Annotated in this window: 17 protein-coding genes; 9 read left to right on the top strand and 8 right to left on the bottom strand. The window is 71.7% G+C overall.

The genetic code is table 11. The features are described 5' to 3' along the window. Positions 1-224: 224 nt before the first annotated feature. Positions 225-2,561: an ABC transporter permease gene (locus HNR73_RS23065; protein WP_203686475.1), complete on the bottom strand. Its 2,337-nt coding sequence runs from the start codon at positions 2,559-2,561 to the stop codon at positions 225-227. Then, entirely contained in the window at positions 2,558-3,244 is a 687-nt protein-coding gene (locus tag HNR73_RS23060) for an ABC transporter ATP-binding protein (RefSeq protein ID WP_184789674.1), read from the bottom strand. Before HNR73_RS23060 ends, HNR73_RS23065 begins: the two co-directional genes overlap by 4 nt. Before the next feature lie 200 nt (positions 3,245-3,444). Here HNR73_RS23060 and HNR73_RS23055 point away from each other — a divergent pair, with 200 nt between their 5' ends. Next, positions 3,445-4,803 (top strand): sensor histidine kinase, encoded by a 1,359-nt coding sequence (locus tag HNR73_RS23055; protein WP_239122212.1) that lies wholly within the window; start codon positions 3,445-3,447, stop codon positions 4,801-4,803. Next, positions 4,800-5,468, top strand: coding sequence for a response regulator (locus tag HNR73_RS23050; RefSeq protein ID WP_184789673.1), 669 nt, complete (start codon positions 4,800-4,802; stop codon positions 5,466-5,468). The genes HNR73_RS23055 and HNR73_RS23050 overlap by 4 nt, the downstream gene beginning before the upstream one ends. A gap of 6 nt (positions 5,469-5,474) precedes the next feature. Here HNR73_RS23050 and HNR73_RS23045 read toward each other — a convergent pair whose 3' ends face one another. After that, positions 5,475-7,121, bottom strand: coding sequence for a GMC oxidoreductase (locus HNR73_RS23045; protein WP_184789672.1), 1,647 nt, complete (start codon positions 7,119-7,121; stop codon positions 5,475-5,477). A gap of 273 nt (positions 7,122-7,394) precedes the next feature. Here HNR73_RS23045 and HNR73_RS23040 point away from each other — a divergent pair, with 273 nt between their 5' ends. Both HNR73_RS23040 and HNR73_RS23035 read left to right on the top strand, forming a co-directional pair. Next, positions 7,395-8,237 (top strand): SAM-dependent methyltransferase, encoded by an 843-nt coding sequence (locus HNR73_RS23040; protein WP_184789671.1) that lies wholly within the window; start codon positions 7,395-7,397, stop codon positions 8,235-8,237. 151 nt (positions 8,238-8,388) lie between these two features. Further along, positions 8,389-9,390 carry a phosphotransferase family protein gene (locus tag HNR73_RS23035; protein WP_184789670.1) on the top strand — a complete coding sequence of 334 codons (1,002 nt, stop codon included), beginning with the start codon at positions 8,389-8,391 and terminating at the stop codon, positions 9,388-9,390. A gap of 72 nt (positions 9,391-9,462) precedes the next feature. Here HNR73_RS23035 and HNR73_RS23030 read toward each other — a convergent pair whose 3' ends face one another. After that, the gene (locus HNR73_RS23030; RefSeq protein WP_505863336.1) at positions 9,463-10,353 is read right to left on the bottom strand and encodes a Sco1979 family transcriptional regulator; all 891 of its coding nucleotides are present in this window, start codon (positions 10,351-10,353) and stop codon (positions 9,463-9,465) included. A 162-nt stretch (positions 10,354-10,515) separates the two neighbouring features. Further along, positions 10,516-10,755, bottom strand: a complete 240-nt coding sequence (locus tag HNR73_RS23025) for a DUF397 domain-containing protein (RefSeq protein ID WP_184789669.1) — start codon at positions 10,753-10,755, stop codon at positions 10,516-10,518. Positions 10,756-11,327: 572 nt separating this feature from the next. Between HNR73_RS23025 and HNR73_RS23020 the strand changes: the two genes are divergently transcribed. Beyond that, positions 11,328-11,528 carry a hypothetical protein gene (locus HNR73_RS23020; RefSeq protein ID WP_184789668.1) on the top strand — a complete coding sequence of 67 codons (201 nt, stop codon included), beginning with the start codon at positions 11,328-11,330 and terminating at the stop codon, positions 11,526-11,528. After that, positions 11,525-11,722, top strand: coding sequence for a hypothetical protein (locus HNR73_RS23015; RefSeq protein WP_184789667.1), 198 nt, complete (start codon positions 11,525-11,527; stop codon positions 11,720-11,722). Before HNR73_RS23020 ends, HNR73_RS23015 begins: the two co-directional genes overlap by 4 nt. Before the next feature lie 90 nt (positions 11,723-11,812). On the opposite strand, the gene HNR73_RS23010 is transcribed toward HNR73_RS23015, so the two are convergent. Together HNR73_RS23010 and HNR73_RS23005 are read right to left on the bottom strand one after the other, a co-directional pair. Then, positions 11,813-13,360: a CARDB domain-containing protein gene (locus HNR73_RS23010; protein ID WP_184789666.1), complete on the bottom strand. Its 1,548-nt coding sequence runs from the start codon at positions 13,358-13,360 to the stop codon at positions 11,813-11,815. Between the two features lie 302 nt (positions 13,361-13,662). Then, on the bottom strand, positions 13,663-14,556 hold the full coding sequence (locus tag HNR73_RS23005; protein WP_184789665.1) for a zinc-ribbon domain containing protein: 894 nt from the start codon (positions 14,554-14,556) through the stop codon (positions 13,663-13,665). An 86-nt stretch (positions 14,557-14,642) separates the two neighbouring features. On the opposite strand from HNR73_RS23005, the gene HNR73_RS23000 reads away from it, so the two are divergent. Then, complete coding sequence (locus HNR73_RS23000; RefSeq protein WP_184789664.1) at positions 14,643-15,887, top strand: lanthionine synthetase LanC family protein; 1,245 nt, start codon at positions 14,643-14,645, stop codon at positions 15,885-15,887. A gap of 1 nt (position 15,888) precedes the next feature. Here HNR73_RS23000 and HNR73_RS22995 read toward each other — a convergent pair whose 3' ends face one another. Then, entirely contained in the window at positions 15,889-17,016 is a 1,128-nt protein-coding gene (locus HNR73_RS22995; protein WP_184789663.1) for an ATP-binding protein, read from the bottom strand. 145 nt (positions 17,017-17,161) lie between these two features. On the opposite strand from HNR73_RS22995, the gene HNR73_RS22990 reads away from it, so the two are divergent. Both HNR73_RS22990 and HNR73_RS22985 read left to right on the top strand, forming a co-directional pair. Then, positions 17,162-17,665, top strand: coding sequence for a SigE family RNA polymerase sigma factor (locus HNR73_RS22990; RefSeq protein WP_184789662.1), 504 nt, complete (start codon positions 17,162-17,164; stop codon positions 17,663-17,665). Next, complete coding sequence (locus HNR73_RS22985; protein ID WP_184789661.1) at positions 17,662-18,789, top strand: hypothetical protein; 1,128 nt, start codon at positions 17,662-17,664, stop codon at positions 18,787-18,789. The genes HNR73_RS22990 and HNR73_RS22985 overlap by 4 nt, the downstream gene beginning before the upstream one ends. Positions 18,790-18,795 lie beyond the last annotated feature (6 nt).

Raw genomic sequence — 18,795 nt, 5'->3', positions numbered from 1 at the left:
GTGCGGTCGGTTCTACTCGGCCGGACGGGCCTTTCCTCCGACGGCTCGGGGGTGATGCCCCGTCGCGCACGCCCCCGGGCTTCCACCGTCCCCGGGTCTCTATCGGCTGCGTGCGACGGTACGTGTCCCCGTCATCGCCTCGCGCGCCGAGTCTATCCGCGAGGCGGGCGGGGACGCGAACGGGCCGGTGGCGGCGCGCGCCGGGTGGCGCGCGCCGCAGGTGGTCATTCGGTGCGCAGTGCGACGGCGGTGCGGGTGCGCGCGGCCCACAGGCCCGGGAGCAGGGCTCCGGCGACGGCGATGACGAGCCCGCCGAGGCCGAGCGCGAAGGCCGTCGGTGTGTCGAAGACCTCCAGCGCGACCCGCGGCAGGCGGATCCCGGTGGAGTCGCCCATCGCGGGGACGACCGCGTCGTGCAGGGCCATCCCGGCGGGTACGCCCAGGACGCCGCCGATGACTCCGATGAGGGTCACCGAGGCGAGCACGCCGCCGATGGTCTGGCCGGGGGTCATGCCGAGCGCCTTCTGGACGCCGATGTCGCGGACGCGTTCGCGGGTGTCGAGGAGGACGCCGTTGAGGACGCCGAGCCCGGCGACGGCGACGAGCAGGAGGGTGAGGGCGGCGGTCAGCGAGTTGAGGACGGTGATCATGTCGCTGCTGCCCTCCCGGAAGGGTTCGGCGTTCGCGCCGAGCGGCTCCAGCGCCCGGCTGAGCCCTTCGGCGTAGGCGGCGGGGTCGGTGCCGGGTTCGAGGTCCACGGCGATCAGCGAGTTCTTCATCGGCGCGGTGAGTCCGGCGGCGTCGGTGTAGACCTTCATGCCGTCGTTCTTGAGGTCGAAGATCTCGCCGACGACGCGCAGCGAGATCCGCTCGCCGTCGACGGTGAGGGTGACCGTGTCGCCGATCGCGGTGCCGGTGGTCTTCATGAACCCGGTGGGTACGACGGCCTCGCCCGGTCCACCGATCCAGTCACCGTTGAGCAGCGTGTAGCCGCCCCAGCTCGCGTCCCCGGTGAACGCGACCAGTTCGGTGGTGCCGGTGGTCCCGGCGACGGCCGCCGGGGCGTTGTGGACGACGTAGTGCGCCTTGGCGCCCGGCTGCGCCTCGATCGCGGCGGTGATCGCCGAGGTGTCGTCGGGCAGGCTGGGCGGCGGACCGTCGGGCATGCCGTTCGGGCCGAGTTCGGGCGGCGCGGGACGGACGAGCACGTCGGCGATGTCGTGGTCGCGGGCGGTGAGGATCGCGTCGAGCGAGGTGGACAGGCCGACGGCGAAGGTCACGGCGATCGCGCCGAAGACGATGGCGGCGAGCATCGCGACGGTGCGCACCGGGCGCGCGAACGGCCGGGCAAGCCCGAGGGTCACCGCGCGCGGCAGAGGTAGCCGGGCGGTGACGCGTGCGGCGGCCTGGCCGCGTCCGGTCGGTGGCGTGCGGCCGACGGCGAGCGCGTCGACCGTGCGCAGCCGTCCGGCGCGCAGGGCCGCGGCGAGGGCGGTGACCGCGACCAGCGCGAGGATGCCGCCGACGACCGCGATGTCGATCCACGGCGGGATGCCGAGGGTGCCGGTGCCGTAGGCGTCGCTGGTCTCGGCCAGGATCGGCACGGCGAGGACGTGGCCGATGATCACTCCGAGGACGGTTCCGGCGACGGCGGGGATGAGGGCCTGGCCGACGTAGGCGCGCACGACCTGGCCGGGGGTGAAGCCGATGGCCTTGAGGACGCCGATGCGGCGGGTGCCCGAGCCGACCGACCCGGCGACGACGTTGCCGACGATGAGGACCGACATGACCAGTCCGAGGACGCCGAATGCCATCAGGAAGGGGACGTAGACGGCCGTGGCGCGTTCGGCGGCGTTGCGCACGTCGAGCCAGGAGCGCGAGCCGGCGAGGGAGTCGGCGGGCAGGCTCGCCGCGACGGCCGCCGTCGCGGTCTCCATGGCCGCGGCGGTGCCGGCCGAGTCGAAGCGGTAGAGCATCTGGTGGCTCTCGGGCGTGCCCGAGGGCGCCAGCGCCGCGGCCTGCGCGGCGGTCACCCAGCCATCGGCGGTCAGGGAGACCGAGCGGGCGAAGCCGACGACCTTCAGCACCGGGCTGCCGGGCAGTGAGGGGAAGGACATCGTCGCGCCGGGCGGCACGGACGTGCCGCCCTCTCCGGCGGCGAGGGTGACCTCGCCGGGTTCGTCGGCCCACTCTCCGTCGACGACGGAGATGGCGTCGACCTCGGCGTCGGGGGTGTCCCGGCCGGCGAAGGTGAACGGCATGGTGCGCTCACCGCCGGCCTCGGGGACGACGGTGACCAGCGGGAACGGCCCGGCGGTCGCGGTCACACCGGCCGCGTTCGCCGAGGCGGCGACGGCGCCGGGAGCGGCGTTGACGGTCGCCGTGAGGTGGGCGCCGTTCTGTTCGGCGAAGGCGTCGTCGAAGGGCGCGCTGGACACCACGAGGAGTCCGCCGCCGAGGACCGAGGCGGTCACCGCCATCATCGCCGCGAGCACGATGACGGTCGTCTGCACGCGGCGGCGGGCCGCGCCGGCGCGCATCACGCGTCCGACGGCGCTCACCGGGAGACCGCCGTGTCGGTCACGATGTGCCCGTCGACCAGTTCGACGGTGCGGGACGTGCACGCCTTGGCCAGTTCGAGGTCGTGGGTGACCACGACGACGGTCTGGCCGTCGGCGTTGAGGTCGCGCAGGAGCCGCGCGACGTCCTCGCCGGAGGCGCGGTCGAGCGCACCGGTCGGCTCGTCGGCGAGCAGCAGCGGCGGACGGTTCATCAGCGCGCGGGCGACGGCGACGCGCTGGCGCTGGCCGCCGGAGAGGCGGCCGGGGTAGGCGTTGGCGTGGCGGTCGATGCCGAGGGTCTCCAGGAGTTCGGCGGTCCGGCGGCGGGCCGCGGCGCGGCCCATCCCGGCGAGCTGCGAGGGCAGGACGATGTTGTCGGCGACGGTCAGGTCCTCCAGGAGGTTGAAGAACTGGAAGACCATGCCGACCGATGCGCGGCGGTATCGCGCGGCTCCGGCCTCGCCGAGGCGGTCGACGCGGGTCCCGTTGACGGTGACGGTGCCCGAGTCGGGCCGGTCGAGTCCGGCGATGAGGTTCAGCAGCGTTGACTTGCCGCTGCCCGAGGGCCCGAGGATCGCCACCGCCTCCCCCGCCCGGACGGTCAGGGAGGCCCCGCTCAGGGCGGGCGGCCCCTCGTCGTAGGCGCGGCCGACGTCGCGCAGCTCGATAACCGGGCTGGTCATGGGGTTCTCCTTCATCGGGTCGTGCTGACCGGGTGAAGTTATGGCCGCGCGCGGGCCGCGCGCGTCGGCATGGCGGGGCATTTCCGGTAGCCCGCCGGAGCGAACGGGCGAGGGGTCATCATTTCGGCGTAGTCGCCGCGCGGGGGTCCTTAGCCCGCCCGGCCGATGCGGCCCGGGGAGCGGGTCGTCAGGATGATCAGGTGAAGAACCTGCTGACGGCGGTGCGCTGGCCGCGGTGGGCGCTGCCCTTGACCCGCACGTCGGGGCCGCTGCCGCGCCCGTCGGTGCTCAACTGGGCCTTCGACGTGACCCTCGCGGCCGTCGTGCTGGTCACGGTGATGGTCTACGCGCTCGAAGGCGACATCGACGGTCGCCAGGACGGCGGCCGGCCTGAACCGGAGACGGGCTTCGACCCGGACGGCCCCGCGGGTCCCCTGCCGCCGGAACCTCCGGAACCACCCGAGCCTCCGGAGCCGGCCGACGTCGAACCCGGATGGGTCTACGACCTGCCCGCGCACGACACCAGGAGCACCATCGCCGCCGTGCTCATCGCGCTCATCGCGACGCTCCCCCTGGCCGTGCGCCGCCGCTTCCCCCTGGCGGTGATGTGGGTGGTGATCGCCGCGGCCGCCGTCACCCCCGAGTCGGCGCCGCGCCTGACCTTCTACGCCTGCGTGATCGCCGCCTACAGCGCCGCCGCGTACAGCCCGCACCGTCTGGCGACCCTGCTGAGCCTGCCCGTCATGTACCTCGCCGCGGGCTCCCTCACCGGCTCGTCCCTGCCGACCGTCCCCAACGAGTACGTGCCGCTGCTGGTCATCGTGCCCATCACCATCGCGGCCAACGGTCTGCGCATGTGGAAGCAGCGCACCGAGGACGGAAACGCACGTGTGGTGACGCTCGAACGGGAACGCACCGAGGCCGTCCGGCGCGCCACCGAGCACGAGCGTTCCCGCATCGCCCGCGAACTGCACGACGTCGTGACCCACAACGTGAGCATGATGGTCATCCAGGCCGGTGCGGCGCGAAAGGTCATGGACAACTCCCCCGACCAGGCGCGCGAGGCCCTGCTGGCCGTCGAGGCCGGCGGGCGGGCGGCGATGACCGAGCTGCGGCACGTCATGGGGCTGCTCACCACCGACGCCGACACCGACGGCGAGCTCAGTCCACAGCCGGGTCTGGCGCGACTCGACGAGCTGATCGCCGGTGTCCGTGACACCGGCGTGACCGTCGAGTCCATCAACGACGGGGAGCCGCGCGAACTGCCCTCGGGCGTCGACCTCGCCGCCTACCGCGTCGTCCAGGAGGCGCTGACCAACGCCGTGAAGCACGCCGTCGGCGCGTCCATCACCGTGGTGGTCTCCCACCGGACCACCGAACTGCTCGTCGAGGTCACCGACACCGGCGGTACCCCCGCACCTTCGGCCGCCGACGGCAACGGCCGCGGACTCATCGGACTGCGCGAACGGCTCGCCGTCTACGGTGGGACGCTGGAGGCCGGAGCGCCGCCGTCCGGCGGTTACCGCGTCACCGCCCGCATTCCCTTGGAGCCCGTGTGACCGATCCCTTGCGCATCGTCGTCGCCGACGACCAGGCCCTCGTCCGGACCGGTTTCCGGATGATCCTGTCCGCCGACGGGATCGAGGTCGTCGCCGAGGCCGCCGACGGCACCGAAGCCGTCGAGGCGGTCCGGCGCACCCTGCCCGACGTCGTGCTCATGGACATCCGGATGCCGAACATGGACGGGCTCGAAGCGACTCGCCGGATCCTCGGCGCGGGCGGGCACGAACCTCGCGTCATCATGCTCACCACCTTCGACCTCGACCACTACGTCTATGCCGCGCTCGCCGCCGGGGCCAGCGGCTTCCTGCTCAAGGACGTCACGCCCGAGCAGCTCGTGGCCGCCGTGCGGCTCGTCCGGGCCGGTGACGCGCTGCTCGCGCCGACCATCACCCGCCGTCTGGTCGAGCGTTTCGCCCGCCGCGACGCCGAGACCTCGGCCGTCCACCGCGACCTGTCCACCCTGACCCCGCGCGAGCTCGATGTGCTTCGCCTGCTGGCCAAGGGAATGAGCAACGCCGAGCTGGCCGCCGCGCTGCACCTGTCGGAGGCGACGGTGAAGACCCACGTGGCGCGCATCCTCGGCAAGCTCGGGTTGCGCGACCGGGTGCAGGCCGTGGTCGTGGCCTACCAGACGGGATTCGCCTCGACGGGGGATGCCTGACACACGTCACGGACCGTCCACGGTGGACTCCGCGCGGAGCCGGTCGGCGAGGTCCTGGGCCAGCGCGACCATCGTCAGGGTCGGGTTCCACGAACCGGCGGTCGGCCACAGCGCGCCGCCGGTGACGTGGACGTTCGCGATGCCGCGCAGGCGGTAGTCGAGCGTGACGGGGCTGCCGGACTCGCCGATCCACAGTGTCGAACCCTCGTGGACCAGTGCGGGACTGCGAATGTCGGCCGGGCGCCGCCCGCGCCAGGCGCCGTCGGCGTGCCAGTACTCCACCGCGGTCGCGTCTTCACCGGACAGAACCTGTTCGATGGCGGCGAACGTGGCCTGTTCCATGGTGTGCCAGACCTTGCGGTCGGTGTCGTTCTCGCCGAGGCCGAGCAAAACGTTCGTGGTCGGGTCGGTGTTTTCCGGGTCGAGGGTGACGGTGTTGGCGGGGTTCTTCTCGTCCATCTCGCCGACGATCGCGGCGACGAGTACGACGTGTTCGGCCGAGTCCGCGAGCTGTTCGGGGGTGGCTGAGGCGACCACGTCGGGCATGTGCCTGCCGGAGCGGTCGTCGTTGTCGCCGGGTGAGGCGTCGTGGATCGCCGTGAGCTGCACGTGGTACTGGTTGCCGGTCTCCTCATCGACACCGGCCAGGTAGAAGGCGCCCAGCTCCAGCGACCGCAGCTCGCCTTCGGCGAACAGTGCTCCACAAGGGATCCGCGCCACGACCTCACTGGTGAAGTGAGCGGTGAAGCGACGCCCGGCCGCCGCCACTTCGGGGAAGGAGTTCAAGACCAGCGTCGTCGCTGGAAGCGTGCCCATCGCCAAGACGACGCCGGCACGGCCGAGTTCCACGCGGCCGCGGCTCGTCTCCAGGGCGACCGCCCGGCCGTCGCGGGTCAGGATCCGCGAGACCACGCAACCGGTCACCAGTCGCAGCCGCCCGCGCGTCTCCGTCTCCAGGGCCCGCAGCCTTCGCGGTGTCGCGAACTTGGCGAAGGCCTCGCCGTCGGGTCCGGCCGCCAGCGGCGCGGCGGTGACCCGTGTGGCTGAAGGGATCCGGCGCCCGGGGCCGGTCTCGGCGACCGCTTCGGCGAGCAGCCGTCCGAGGCGCAGTTGGAGCGGACCGTAGGGGCTGTCGGCGGGCAGGGTGTCGGCGTCGCGAACGTCGAGCAGTGCCTTCGCCGCGGGACCGTACGCGTGGACGGCGTCGATGACCGCGGGCGGCCAGTCGCGCATCTCGGCGGGTGTCGGCTCGGGGCACCACGCGCTCCACATGACCGAGCGCCCGCCGAGGACGGGCATCATGCCGCGCTGTTCGCGGATCGTGGCTCCGGGACGGGTCGCCACTCGCCAGGGCCGCAGTTCGGTGATCCCGCGCAGGGTCTCGCCGAACGGCAGTGCGAGGTTCTGGAAATGGTCGGGCAGGAAGGGTTCTCCGCGCTCCAGCATGAGGATCCGCGCGTCCGGCCGCGCTCGCAGCACACGCTCGGCGAAGGCCAGCGCGCAGAAGCCGGAGCCGATGACGACGTGGTCGAACTCCCCCGTTCGACTAGTCCGGCTCCATTCTTCTTCGGTGGTCGTGACGGGGCCGGGGAAAGGCCCGGTCTCCTCGCCGGGGCTCCGTTCGTGCCCGGCGTAGGCGTCGGCTCGCGGCATGGTCGCCTCCAACTCAGCGAAACGGGGATGCCGCCGCGCACAGGGGCTTTGGCGGGCGACGGCCGTCCGTCCAGCATGGACCGGCGGCGGCCGGGAAAATGATCGTCCACAGTGGTCAGTGGCGCGCGGGGCCGCCTTCCCTTGGTGGGACGCCCGGGCATCATCTAGATCAACTCCGGCCCACCGGACACAAGCGCGTATACGGTTGCTTCCCGGGACATGAGTAGTCGTACGATATGCGCAGTCACTGCTCCCTAACCCGAAGGTTTCGCCATGACCACGACCGATGGGGCGACTTCGAGCGCCGGTTCGACCAAGCCCGCTTTCGACATCTCCCAGCCGACCATCGCGCGGGTCTACGACGCGCTGCTCGGCGGCAAGGACAACTTCGAAGCCGATCGGCTGGGGGCCCAGACCTACCTCAAGTACGTTCCCGACGCCGGCCGCGTCGCGCAGGACAACCGCGACGGTCTCGTCAAGGGCGTGCAGTACCTCGCCCGCAAGGCCCGCATCGACCAGTTCCTCGACATCGGCAGCGGACTGCCGACGGTGAAGAACACCCACGAGGCCGCGCAGGAGATCAACCCGGCGGCCAAGGTGGTCTATGTGGACAACGACCCGATCGTGCTCGCGCACGGCCGGGCACTGCTGGCCACCAACGACTCCACCACCGTGGTCACCGCCGACCTGCGCCGCCCGCAGGAGATCCTCGACCACCCCGACGTTCGGAACATGCTCGACTTCGACCGCCCGATCGCGCTGATGGTCGTCGGCCTGCACATGCACTTCCACGACGACGAGCAGCCCGACGAGTGGGTGCGCACGCTGTGGGACGCGCTCGTCCCCGGCAGTTACCTGTTCATGACCGACTTCGTCGACACCGGCGAACCGCTGCAGAAGGCAATCGAGCAGGCCGGGCTGGAAAGCCTCGGCAACGGCTGGATCCGCACCCCCGAGCGCATCAAGCAGCACTTCCTCGGGCTGGAGCTGGAGCCTCCCGGCCTCGACTTCGTCGCGCGCTGGTTCCCCGAGGACCTCGACGCCGACCTCACCGCGCCCGAGCGGCTGGAGCCGTGGCAGCGGATCATGATGGCGGGCATCGCCAGGAAGCCCTAGGGTCACCGACGTAACGGACCGGCGTGCCGCCCGCGAGGGCCGCACGCCGGTTCGCCGTCCACGCTCGTCACCCGCGCCGCGGAGGGCTCCGCCGAAGCACCGTCGCCCGACCGGGGACGGTCGGTGGATCAACACGTGCGAGACTCCGTGGGTGTGCGCTCAATCGACACCGCCCGTTGACGAGCCGACCGCCGATCCGGCGCTGCTGAGGACCCTCGCCGCCGCCGGCCTGCCGTCGACCGGGCGCTTTCTGCCCAAGGCCAGCTGGGTCAGCCGCGCGTGGGTCGGCGACGAACACGTCGTACGGCTGAGCAACGGTCAGTTCCCCGACGCGTACCGCCACGACGCCACGGTCGTCGCCCTGCTCGCCGGCAGCGAGGTCCCACACGCCCGGCACATCGCCCACGGCGACGGCCCCGACGGGCCGTGGTACGTCTCCGAACGCCTGCCCGGCCGAACCTTGCACGAAACCTGGCCGACGGCCGACCCGCCCACGCGCAGGGCCATCATCGAAAGCCTCGGCGCCGCGTTGCGCGCCCTGCACCGGGTTCGCGTCCCGGCCGGTCTCCTGCCCCCGTGGCTCGCCGACGCGCTCGCCGGGAAGCCACGGCAAGCGTTCCACCCGCCCGTGCTGAGCGCCGCGCTCGGGCCGGTCGAGGCCGCCCGTCGACTGCCCGACCCGGACACGCGCCTGCTCGCCGACGTCGCCGATTGGATCCGGGAGCGGCTGCCGCTGTTCGCCGACGACGAACCCGCCCTCGTCCACGGTGATCTGCACGGCGCCAACGTGATGGTCGACCGGGGACGCGTCACCGGCCTCATCGACTTCGCCGAGGCCTCGGCCCAACCGGCGGACGTCGAACTCGACACCATCCTGCGCTGGTGCGCAAAGGCGCGCGAGTACCCACCGGTACCCGGCGAACGAGGGCTCGACGAGACCACCCTCGCCGAGGTCCCCGGATGGCTGCACGGCGTCTACCCGGAACTGTTCGAGCGCGAGCGCCTGCGTGATCGGCTGCTCTTCTACGACATGCAGAGAGAGCTCGCACTGTATGCACACCCGCCCCTGCCCGACGACCAGCGCGACGCGACGCGAACCCGCGTCGTTCGGCTGCTGTCCGGCCACCACCATCTGGACGAACTCGCCTGGTAGGCCGCCGTCTTCACTCGTGCACGGGAGGCATCGCGATCAGTGGCGGTCGGGCCGGACCACCGATCGACGCGCCTAGGAGTACAGCTCGTCGATGATGCCGTCGATGATCGTCGCCGTCCGGCCGGGCACTTCGGCCTGCACCGAGAGGCGCTCCATCGCGGCGATGTACTGGTCGACGTCGTCGCGCTTGTCGAGGTAGAGCGCGCTCGTGAGCTGTTCGAGGTAGATGACGTCGGGCAGTTCGGGGTCGGCGAAACGCAGCATGGTGAACGCGCCACCGGCCGCGGCGTGCCCGCCCGCTTCGAAGGGGATGATCTGCAGGATCACGTTCGGGTACTGGCTGTACTTGATGAGCGCCTCCAGCTGGCCGCGCATCACGTCGCGGCCGCCGAGCGGGCGGCGCAGCGCCGACTCGTCGAGAACCGTCCACAGCCGGGGCGCGTCGGGACGGTGCAGCACGTTCTGGCGGTCCATGCGCAGATCGACGCGGCGCTCGACGTCGCGGCGCCCGGCCAGGTCGTGGCCGAGCATGACGACGGCCTCGGCGTAGGCGCGGGTCTGCAGGAGGCCCGGAACGAACTGGACCTCATAGGTACGGATCAGCGAGGCGGTCGCCTCCAGTCCCATGTAGGACTGGAACCAGCTGGGCAGCACGTCACCGAAGCGGTGCCACCAGCCGGGCGCGTTCGCCTCGCGGGCGAGCGCGAGCAGGCGGGCCCGCTCCTCGGGGTCGTCGACGCCGTACAGGGTGAGCAGGTCGTCGACGTCGCGTTCCTTGAAGCTGACGCGGCCGAGTTCGAGTCGGCTGATCTTCGACTCGGACGAGCGGATCTCCCAGCCGGCGTCGGCGCGTGAGATGCCTTCGGCCTCACGGAGCCTGCGCAGGTGTCCACCGAGGAGCATCCGCAGTGCGGTGGGTCCGGTCGCCCCGGACCCGGTTGAAGGTGCTGTCACGACTCCCACCTCCGAACCGTTCGCTACAACATGGCCTTCACTTGAACGACTGGTGCACGAGCAGTGCACGAGGGTTCACACCCCCGGCTTGATAACAGCGTAGCCGGGACGACCGGGGAGTCGGGTGTGCGACAGTCTCCGGTCGTCCCGGTGCCGTCTTCGCAGCGAGTGCTATCCGATCAGGTTATCGAAATCGCCGTCCCGTGCGCCCTCAACGAAGGCGATGATCTCGTCCATCGTATAGACGAGGGCCGGACCCTGTGGATCCCGGGAGTTACGTACCGCGATCGCGCCGTCGGGGAGCGCCGCCATTTCCACGCAGTTGCCGCTGGGGTTGGATCGGCGGCTCTTCTGCCAGACCACAGTGGAGGGCAACTGCCCTGCAGGAATGCCGTTGGGTGCCTGGTCCATGAGGATCTCCTTTTCCCACCCGTCCACAGGGGACGAGATTCCTGGCGAGACCGCACATCCATCGGGGCGGCAGAACGGTTGCCGTCGCCGACGGGCGGTCTCGCTGGAACACCTTACGCGGTCGCACACCCGAATGCACGGCCAAATGCACGTGCAGATGCGACGGTCCGATGCATCGGACGATGAATGTGATAACGTACACATGCACCGGCACCGTAGGTGGAGATCGCGCGGCGGGGCTTCCGGACGCTCTCGCGCATCAGTGCTCGGACCGTCGTCTGTGGACGGTGGACCGAGGGCCAGGCATAGGGACGGTCTTCGTTCGCTGACCCTCCCCCGGACCGTTCGGGGGCCGTCCCTCCATATCGACTGTCGAGAGTGGGGAGTCGGAATGTCGGCTCGGGGTGGTGGCCTCGTAGGAGTGGGGCGGCGTGTCTGGTGGGACACTCGCCGGTTCGGATTGGTGGAATCGCGGGCCGAGTGTGCCGCCCCACTGCCGCGAGGTCTCGGTCACTCTGTTTCGTCCACTCGGGACGCGGTGGGCGTCTCCGGTTCACGGAAAGAGATCTGACATGGCCGCACTCGTGATCGCCTGGCAGACCATCCACGACGCCCACATCGAAAGGCTCCACCCCGCCGAGGATGACGGCGAACAGGTCGGTACGGGGATGTGCGTCGACTGTGGGCGTGCGTTTCCATGCGGGCCGCATCAGATGGCCGCCCAGAAGCTGCGCGACTCCGCGCGGCACCGTGCCGAAAGGGTCGCATCGTGAACGCCGACGAGCTCAGAGACATGTGGGCGGCCTGGGACGCGCACGACCAGGTCATCGCGCCGTACCGGGTGTGCCGTGAAGGATGTCGCGAGGAATGGCCGTGCTCACCGCGGAGGGCCGCCGACGCCGGACTTCGTGACATGGGGATCGACCCTTATGCCGTGCGACGCGGCGAGGCGACCATCCCCGCCTGAGGACTGACAGGAAAGGCGGGTCCGCGCGAGGACCGCGCCGAGCCGCTCACCGGTACCGGATGGGGACCGGTGAGCGGCATTTTCTTTGCCCTAGAACGGATCCGTGGCGGCCGCCCGGGAAGCCTCGCGCCGCCGGGCGAGCAGGACCAGCCCGCCGCCGGTCGCGAGCAGCGCGAGCGCCGCGACGCCGGCGAGGCCGAGCGAGGCGCCCGTCACGGGCAGACCGCCGCCACCGCCGGTGCTTCCGTTGAGGGAGTACAAGGGACCGTCCACTGTGTTGTTCGACAGATCCGGGTCCGAGGGCCCGCCCGACACGGCCACGTCGCCCATGCGCCCGGGCCAGCTGCCGCCCGGGCTCTTGCCGTAGGTAAGAGTGAAGGTCAGCGTGGTTTTCTCCCCGGCGGCGAGGACCTCGTCGACGTCGCAGATGAAGTCGTTGGTGTCACCGGTGTTCCGGCACGGGACCGAGGACTTCTCCAGGTAGGACTCGTGCGAGGAGGTCATGGTGACCGTGAAGGCGCCGACCGCGCCGGGACCCTTGTTCTCCACCGTCACCGGGATCTCGAAGGTCTCCCCGTCGGTGCCGTCGATGACGGGTTCGACAACGGTGACGGCGAGGTCGGCCGGGTCGCCGCCGGTGAAGACGGCGAAGTCGACGGAGTTGTCGCCGGGCCCCTGGTCGCCCGAGGCACTCGCGTCCACGATGGACGGCCGGACGACACCGCCACCGTGTCCCGTCTTTCCCTTGCGTGCATGTGCGCCCGGGGACGCCACGCTCGCTTCGGCGCGGCCGAGACCGACGTCGCCGGGCGCGTCCGAGGCGACCTTGACATGGAGCGGTGCGCCGCCCGGGAAGAGCGTCGCGCGCGCGTCGGCCGGCAGGTCGGTGCCGGAGTGGTCGCAGGTCATGCCGCGACCGTCCGACGTGTAGGAGCAGTTCTCGTACTCCGGCACGAAGGAGGCGTACCGCGGCAGGGTCAGCGAAAGGGTGAATCCGTCGACCGCGGCACCTCCTTCGTTGGTCACGACGAGGAAATCCTCGCCGGAGAAGGCGCCGGTGGTCCCGGGTGCGACCGTCACCTCGCCCGGCCCCCGGATGGCGAGGTCGACGCCCGGGCCGGTGACGGTGAGGGTGAAGGGATCGCTGTCGTTGGCCGGATTCGGATCGGAGGGCGAACGGACCGTCGCCGTCCCGGTGCCCGCCTCGCCGACGGCCACTCCTTCGTGCCGGAACTCCAGCACGATGTCGTGGTTCACCGCACCCGCCCGCAACTCGCCGAGCGCGCAGCCGATCGTGCGGGGGTTGCCGGGATCGTCTGCGCGCTCGGCGATCTCGCAGCGCGAACCGAGTTCCGGAACGGGGTCGAGGCTCACTCCGGGGTCGGGGTGGTCATCGATGACTACCTCGACCCAGGCACCACTCACCGTGTCGGGCCCGTCGTTGCGGACGGTGACCCGCACCGGTTTCGTCCCGCCGTCGATCGACGCCTCCGTGGCGGCCACCTCGACCGACAGGTCGGCCGACACCTCGGCCGGCGCCGAGGGTTCGGTGCTCGGATCGGCGAACGCGGGTGCGCCCGCGCCGACGGCCACCATCAGCGCCCCGGCCATGGCCAGGACCCGGCTCCCTCTTGTCACGGCTGTTCTCATCGCGCTTTCCCCGTTCGAGAGTGCGGTCCCCCGCGGACCGTGTAGGGGAACACGTGCCCGAAAGATCGAAGGTTGTCGAACAGCGGATGAACAGGGCGTAGCGGGCGACGTATGGGTTACCGGGTGGAGTGGGACGGGCCGGTGCCGGGACGCCGGTGCCCGCCAGGCCGCGGCGCTCCCGCGCACGCGGGTGGAAGTGATGACCACGCCGTTGTCGCGAATGCACACGTGCGGCGGATCTGCGCGCCTTCGAAGACGTTCACCGCGACGGGTCCGGCCCCGGGCGGCCGTCACTCCCGCGCGGTCCGCAGCGCCGCCCGTCGCCGTGCCGCGTCGTCGAGTAGCCGCCTGCTCGGGTCCCGCGTGCCCTGTGCCGCGGCGAGGAATTCGCCGTAGGCGGTCATGGCGGATCCGGCGCGTCCCGCGAGCTCGTGGGCGCGGGCCAGCCAGTAGTGCGCGCCGTGTGTCGTGGTGTCGAGGGCCAGGGCGCGGCGGGCCGCGGCGACGGCCACGCCGAGGTCGCCTTCGTCGCGGTCCTCGTTGAGGCGGACCAGGGCGACGGCCAGCGAGAGCCGGGCGGCGGCGTCAACGGGTGTGTCGCCGACGGCCGCGCGGGCCTCGGCGACGGCCGCGTGCAGACGTTTCACGGCCCGTCGTTCCCTCCGGCAGCGGGTGCAGCGGACGGGCCGGACGTCGAAGGAGAGCCCGGCGTCCTCGTACCAATAGCGCTGCTCGGCCGCACCGAGTACGAAGTCCGTTCCGCACTGGACGCATGTGTGGTCACTGTCGACGTAGAAGTACCGCACGGGCCACATCCCGGGGGTCTGCCGCTTCGGGTCCGCGCGGACGGCGCCGGGCGGAAGCGCGGCGCCCGGACCGGCCGTATGAGGCAGGTCGCCGTACTCGGGGTGGCGCATCACGGTCAGGGGCGCGGTGTTGCACGGCCCGAGCCGGGCCGGGAGGGGACCGTCCATATGCGACGCGATGAGCACCCAGGCGGACTCCGGCGTGAGCGGTACGTCGAGAACGCCTTTGAGCCCACGGATGCAGTCGCGTTTGAAGACCAGCGCCCAGGACCTGTCGTCGGCGCGAAAGCACCACTTCCCGTGCCGCCCGCCGCCCTCCCCGAGCAACAGTTTCCGCCCGGTCACCCGGCCCCGCCAGTACACCCCGGAACGCTCCATGCCCGGCAAGGTAACCGATCCATGTCACACCCGCGCACGACCTTTCGGACGACGCGGCCGTCGCCCCCATATGGCACGCTCCGGACATGACCTTGACGCGATCGGCCGTAGCCGAGGCGCTCGGTTCGGGGGCCCTGAACCAGCTGCTGCACACCGCACGTGACAACGGCACCGGACTCGAATGGCCCACGAAGCCCTCCGAATCCGAAGCCGACACCTCCCTGTACAGCGGTACACCGGGCGTCATCCTGGCGCTCCTCGAAGGCCATCGCCACTTCGGCCTCGACAAGTACGCCGACGCCGCCGTCCGCGCGGCCCGCACCGTCGCCGCCGGGCTCGACACCGAGGAGTACTCGCTCTACACCGGGATCGCCGGGTCCGCCGTCGTGCTGCGCGCGGTCGCCGACCTCCTCGACGACAAGGACGCCGCCATAGCGGCCGCCCGCGTGCCGGATCTCCTTCGCGGCGCCTTCGACGGCTCACGGTGGGGCGAGTACTACGACCTGCTCCTCGGCAACGCCGGGATCGCCCTCGCCGCCCTCGACGGCGACGACGTCGAGCTCGCCGTCGCGGCCGTCGAGCCCTACCTCGCCGATGCCGAGGAGACCCCGTTCGGCGTCTGCTGGGCCCTGCGTCCCGGCATGGAGCCGCGCTTCCACCACTACTCGCACGGCACTCTCGGTATCGCCGCCGCGCTCGCCGCCGTCGGACGGGCCGCCGACCGCGCCGACCTGATCGAGCTGGCGCTCGCCGGCGCCGCCGACGTCGTGGCCCGCAATGAGGGCGGGGAGGACGGTTTCCTGGCCCCGCACTCCGATCCCCAGCTGCGGCCCGACCTGGTCACCCGCCACAACTACGGCTGGTGCCACGGCCCGGCGGGCGACGCGCACGCCTTCCGCTTCCTCGCCTCGGCCACCGGCGATCCGGCGTGGACGGTCTACGGCGACCGCTGCTGGCGCACGCTGACCCACTCGGGTCTGCCCGAGCGGCTGTATCCGGGTTTCTGGGACAACAACGGGCGCTGCTGCGGTACGGCCGGTGTCCTGTCGCTGGCGCTCGACCGCGCGGTCGAGAACAACGACGGCCGCGACTTCGCCGAAGTGCTGGTCGCCGACCTCTGCTCGCGCGCGATCGACGACGGCGACGGTGTGCGCTGGTCGAACGTCGAGCACCGGGAGACCCCGAGTGATCTCGAACCTCACCACGGCTGGGCGATGGGCAACGCGGGCATCGCGCGGGAGCTGCTGCGGTACTCGCGTCTGGCGACGGGCCGTGACCAGTCCTACGCCGTGGCGATGCCCGATCAGCCGGTGGCGAGGCCCCGGATGTGAGTCACCCCGGCCAGCCGGACCGGACGGCGACGGCTTCGGCGACCTCGGCGGCGGTGAGGCCGTCGGTGTCGACGCGGAAGTCGCCGATCCCTTCCCGTTCGAGGGCCGCGGCCTCCTCGGCCGCGCTCTCGGCGGCGTCGCGGAGGAACCTTTCGCCGGCACCGAACAGCGGGTCGCCCGGCTGCGCCCAGCCGCCGCCCCGGCCACGGTCGCCGATGCGTTCGGTGAGGGTCGCGGGACCGGCGTGCAGCCGGGCGAGGGTGATCGCGTCTCCGGGCAGGCGTTCGGTGTAGGTCTTGAAGGCGGTGGCGTCCTCGATGCCGCCGACCACGACGAGCCGCCGCGCGCCCGCCGCCCGGAAGACGCGCCACAGGGCGGCGAGGTTGGCGGCCTTGAGCCGGTGTCCGCGCCGATCACCGGGCACCGCCGGGCCGAAACCGATCTGGTCGACGTCGACGTAGGCCGCGGTCATCCCGGCGGCGAGCGCCTTGAGGTACACGGGGAAGCCCGCGGTGGACTTCCCCGCGCCGACGGGCCCGCAGAGCCACACGATCCGTTCGTCTCCGGTGGGCCGGGCCGGTGGAAGCACGGCGGGCGGGTCACCGTGTTCCGGTGGGCGGGTCCCGATGCCTGCGAGGACGCGCGTGGCGACCTCGCCCGGGGTGAGGCCGGTGGTGTCGACGCACGACTCGGCGGGGCCGGCGGTCTCGTGCGCGTCGGCGTCGCGCAGCACCTCGCCGACCAGGCCGGGGTCGGCGCCCCGCCTGCCGGTGAAGCGGCGGGTGAGTTCGTCGGTGTCGGCGCGCAGGCGGCACACCGTCACATCGGCGCCCGGGAGGCGTTCGGTGAGGACTCCCGTGCCCGGGTCGACCACGCCGGAGACCACGACGGTGCGGGCGCCGGCCTGCCGGAAGCCGGGGAGCACGGCGGCCAGCGCGTCGGCCTTGAGCAGGTGGCGGCCGGGATCGCCGGGCCGGTCGGGGTAGCACATACCGAGCTGGTCGATGTCGACGAAGGCGGCCGGCTCTCCCAGCCTGGCGCGGATCTCCCACGCGACGGTCGTCTTGCCAACGCCGGGCGGCCCGTACAGCCACAGCACCCGGATCCGGTCGACTGGAGTGGAGGACATGGCTCGATCCTGCCCAGGGCGGCCCGGGTCGTCGAGCGATTTGCCGGCCGGCGGATCGGCTAGATCCGCTGCGCGGCAGGATTTTTTTTCCCACGCCGGTCAACTTTCCGCCGCCCCGCCGGGTTAGGGGAGGGAAGGAGGACCCATGGACCGATACGAAGGGCTACGCGAGTTCGTCGCGGCCAGGGGCGCCGCGCTGTCGCGTACCGCGTTCCTGCTGTGCGGCGATCACGCCGCGGCCCAGGATCTCGCGCAGGAGGCCCTCGTCAAGACCGCGCGGCACTGGAATCGGGTCAAGGACGGCAATCCCGAGGCCTACGTCCGCAAGGTCATGGTGAACCACCATCTCTCCTGGTGGCGCAGGCGCGGCCGGCACGAGCACACGATGGCCGTACCGCCCGCGCCCCTCGCCGAAGATGAGACGGGACCGGTCGCCGACCGGCTCGCCATGCGGGCCGCGCTGGCGGGCCTGCCGCCGAGGCAGCGGGCCGTGATCGTCCTGCGCTACTTCGAGGACCTGTCCGAACGCGACACCGCGGTGACCCTCGGGGTGACGGTCGGGACGGTCAAGCGCCAGTCGTCCAACGCCCTGGCGAATCTGCGGAAGATCCTGCCTGACAGAGCGAACCTGATGGAGCCGGTCCTGTGAGCCGATTGCGCGAAGACCTGGCGGGCACCGCCGCCGATGCCCTCTTCTACTTCGATGCCGAGGACGCGATGCGGGGTGCCGACCGGCGCCGGCGGCTGAGCCGGCTGACCGTCGTACCCGTTGTCGCCGCCGTCGCCGGGCTGGCGTCGGTGGCCTACGCGGGCCTCGGCGGGACCGGTGCGCCCGCCCCGGCGGCGGTCCCGAGCCCTTCGGTCTCGGTCACCGTGACCACTCCCCCGCTTCCTGGGACCTTCGGCTCCCTCGGCGTCGACGTCCTTGACGGCGACATGGGACTGATCCACACATCGGGTGGTGCGACGGTGAAGCTGCCCTCCACCGGCACGGCCTGGTCCGACGGTGGGAAGCTCCCCTTCGGCTGGATCATCCACTCCGGCACCGAGATACGGGTCCTCTACCCGAACGGGGAGAGCGCGCTCATCGCCGAGGGAATGATCACGGACTACATCATCTCCCGCGACGGTCGCCGTATCGCCTGGCTCACCCCGGACCGCGCGACGATCAAGACGGCGGCGTTCACCGAAGGCGGCACCGTCACCCCGGGCGGTTCGCTCGACCTCGATCTGGACGCGGCCGCACCGCTGGCCTGGGCCGGTGAGGAGGTCATCGTCGCCGGAATCGACAAGGACCGCTACATCTGGACGAACTGGGACCCGGCCGGAGCGGCTCCGACGAGCTGGATCGGCGAGTACCGGGGCCGTGCCCTGGGCGTCAACGCCGACGGACATCTGCTCACGACCGCCGGCGGTGAGAACGGCGAGGACTGCCAGATGCTGCGCCTCGCCGACGCGATGGACTCCGCGCAGGTCAGCTACTCCTGCTGGCAGGAGGGGCGCCCGTGGGAGTCCGTGTCGCCCGACGGGAGCTGGATCGCGCTCGGTGGCGGCGCCTTCCTCGATCTGACCGACACCCCGAATCACGAGCAGTGGCCGATCCGCGACAACTGCGGCGGTGAGACCGACGTGGTCACGTGGGTCGCGCTCGACGCGACGGTGGTCGACCGTGACGGGGACTGGTACCGGTGCACCGTCGACGGGCAGGTGAGCGAGCCCGTCGGCGCCGATGAGCGGCCGGCCGGGCACGTCATGCCCATGTACGGCGTGTGAGCCGCG

Origin of the sequence: Phytomonospora endophytica (assembly GCF_014202425.1) — a bacterium.
GTDB classification, from domain to species: domain Bacteria; phylum Actinomycetota; class Actinomycetes; order Mycobacteriales; family Micromonosporaceae; genus Phytomonospora; species Phytomonospora endophytica.
The sequence above is the reverse complement of the archived record's forward strand: the minus strand, read 5'-3'. Positions and strand labels throughout refer to the sequence as shown.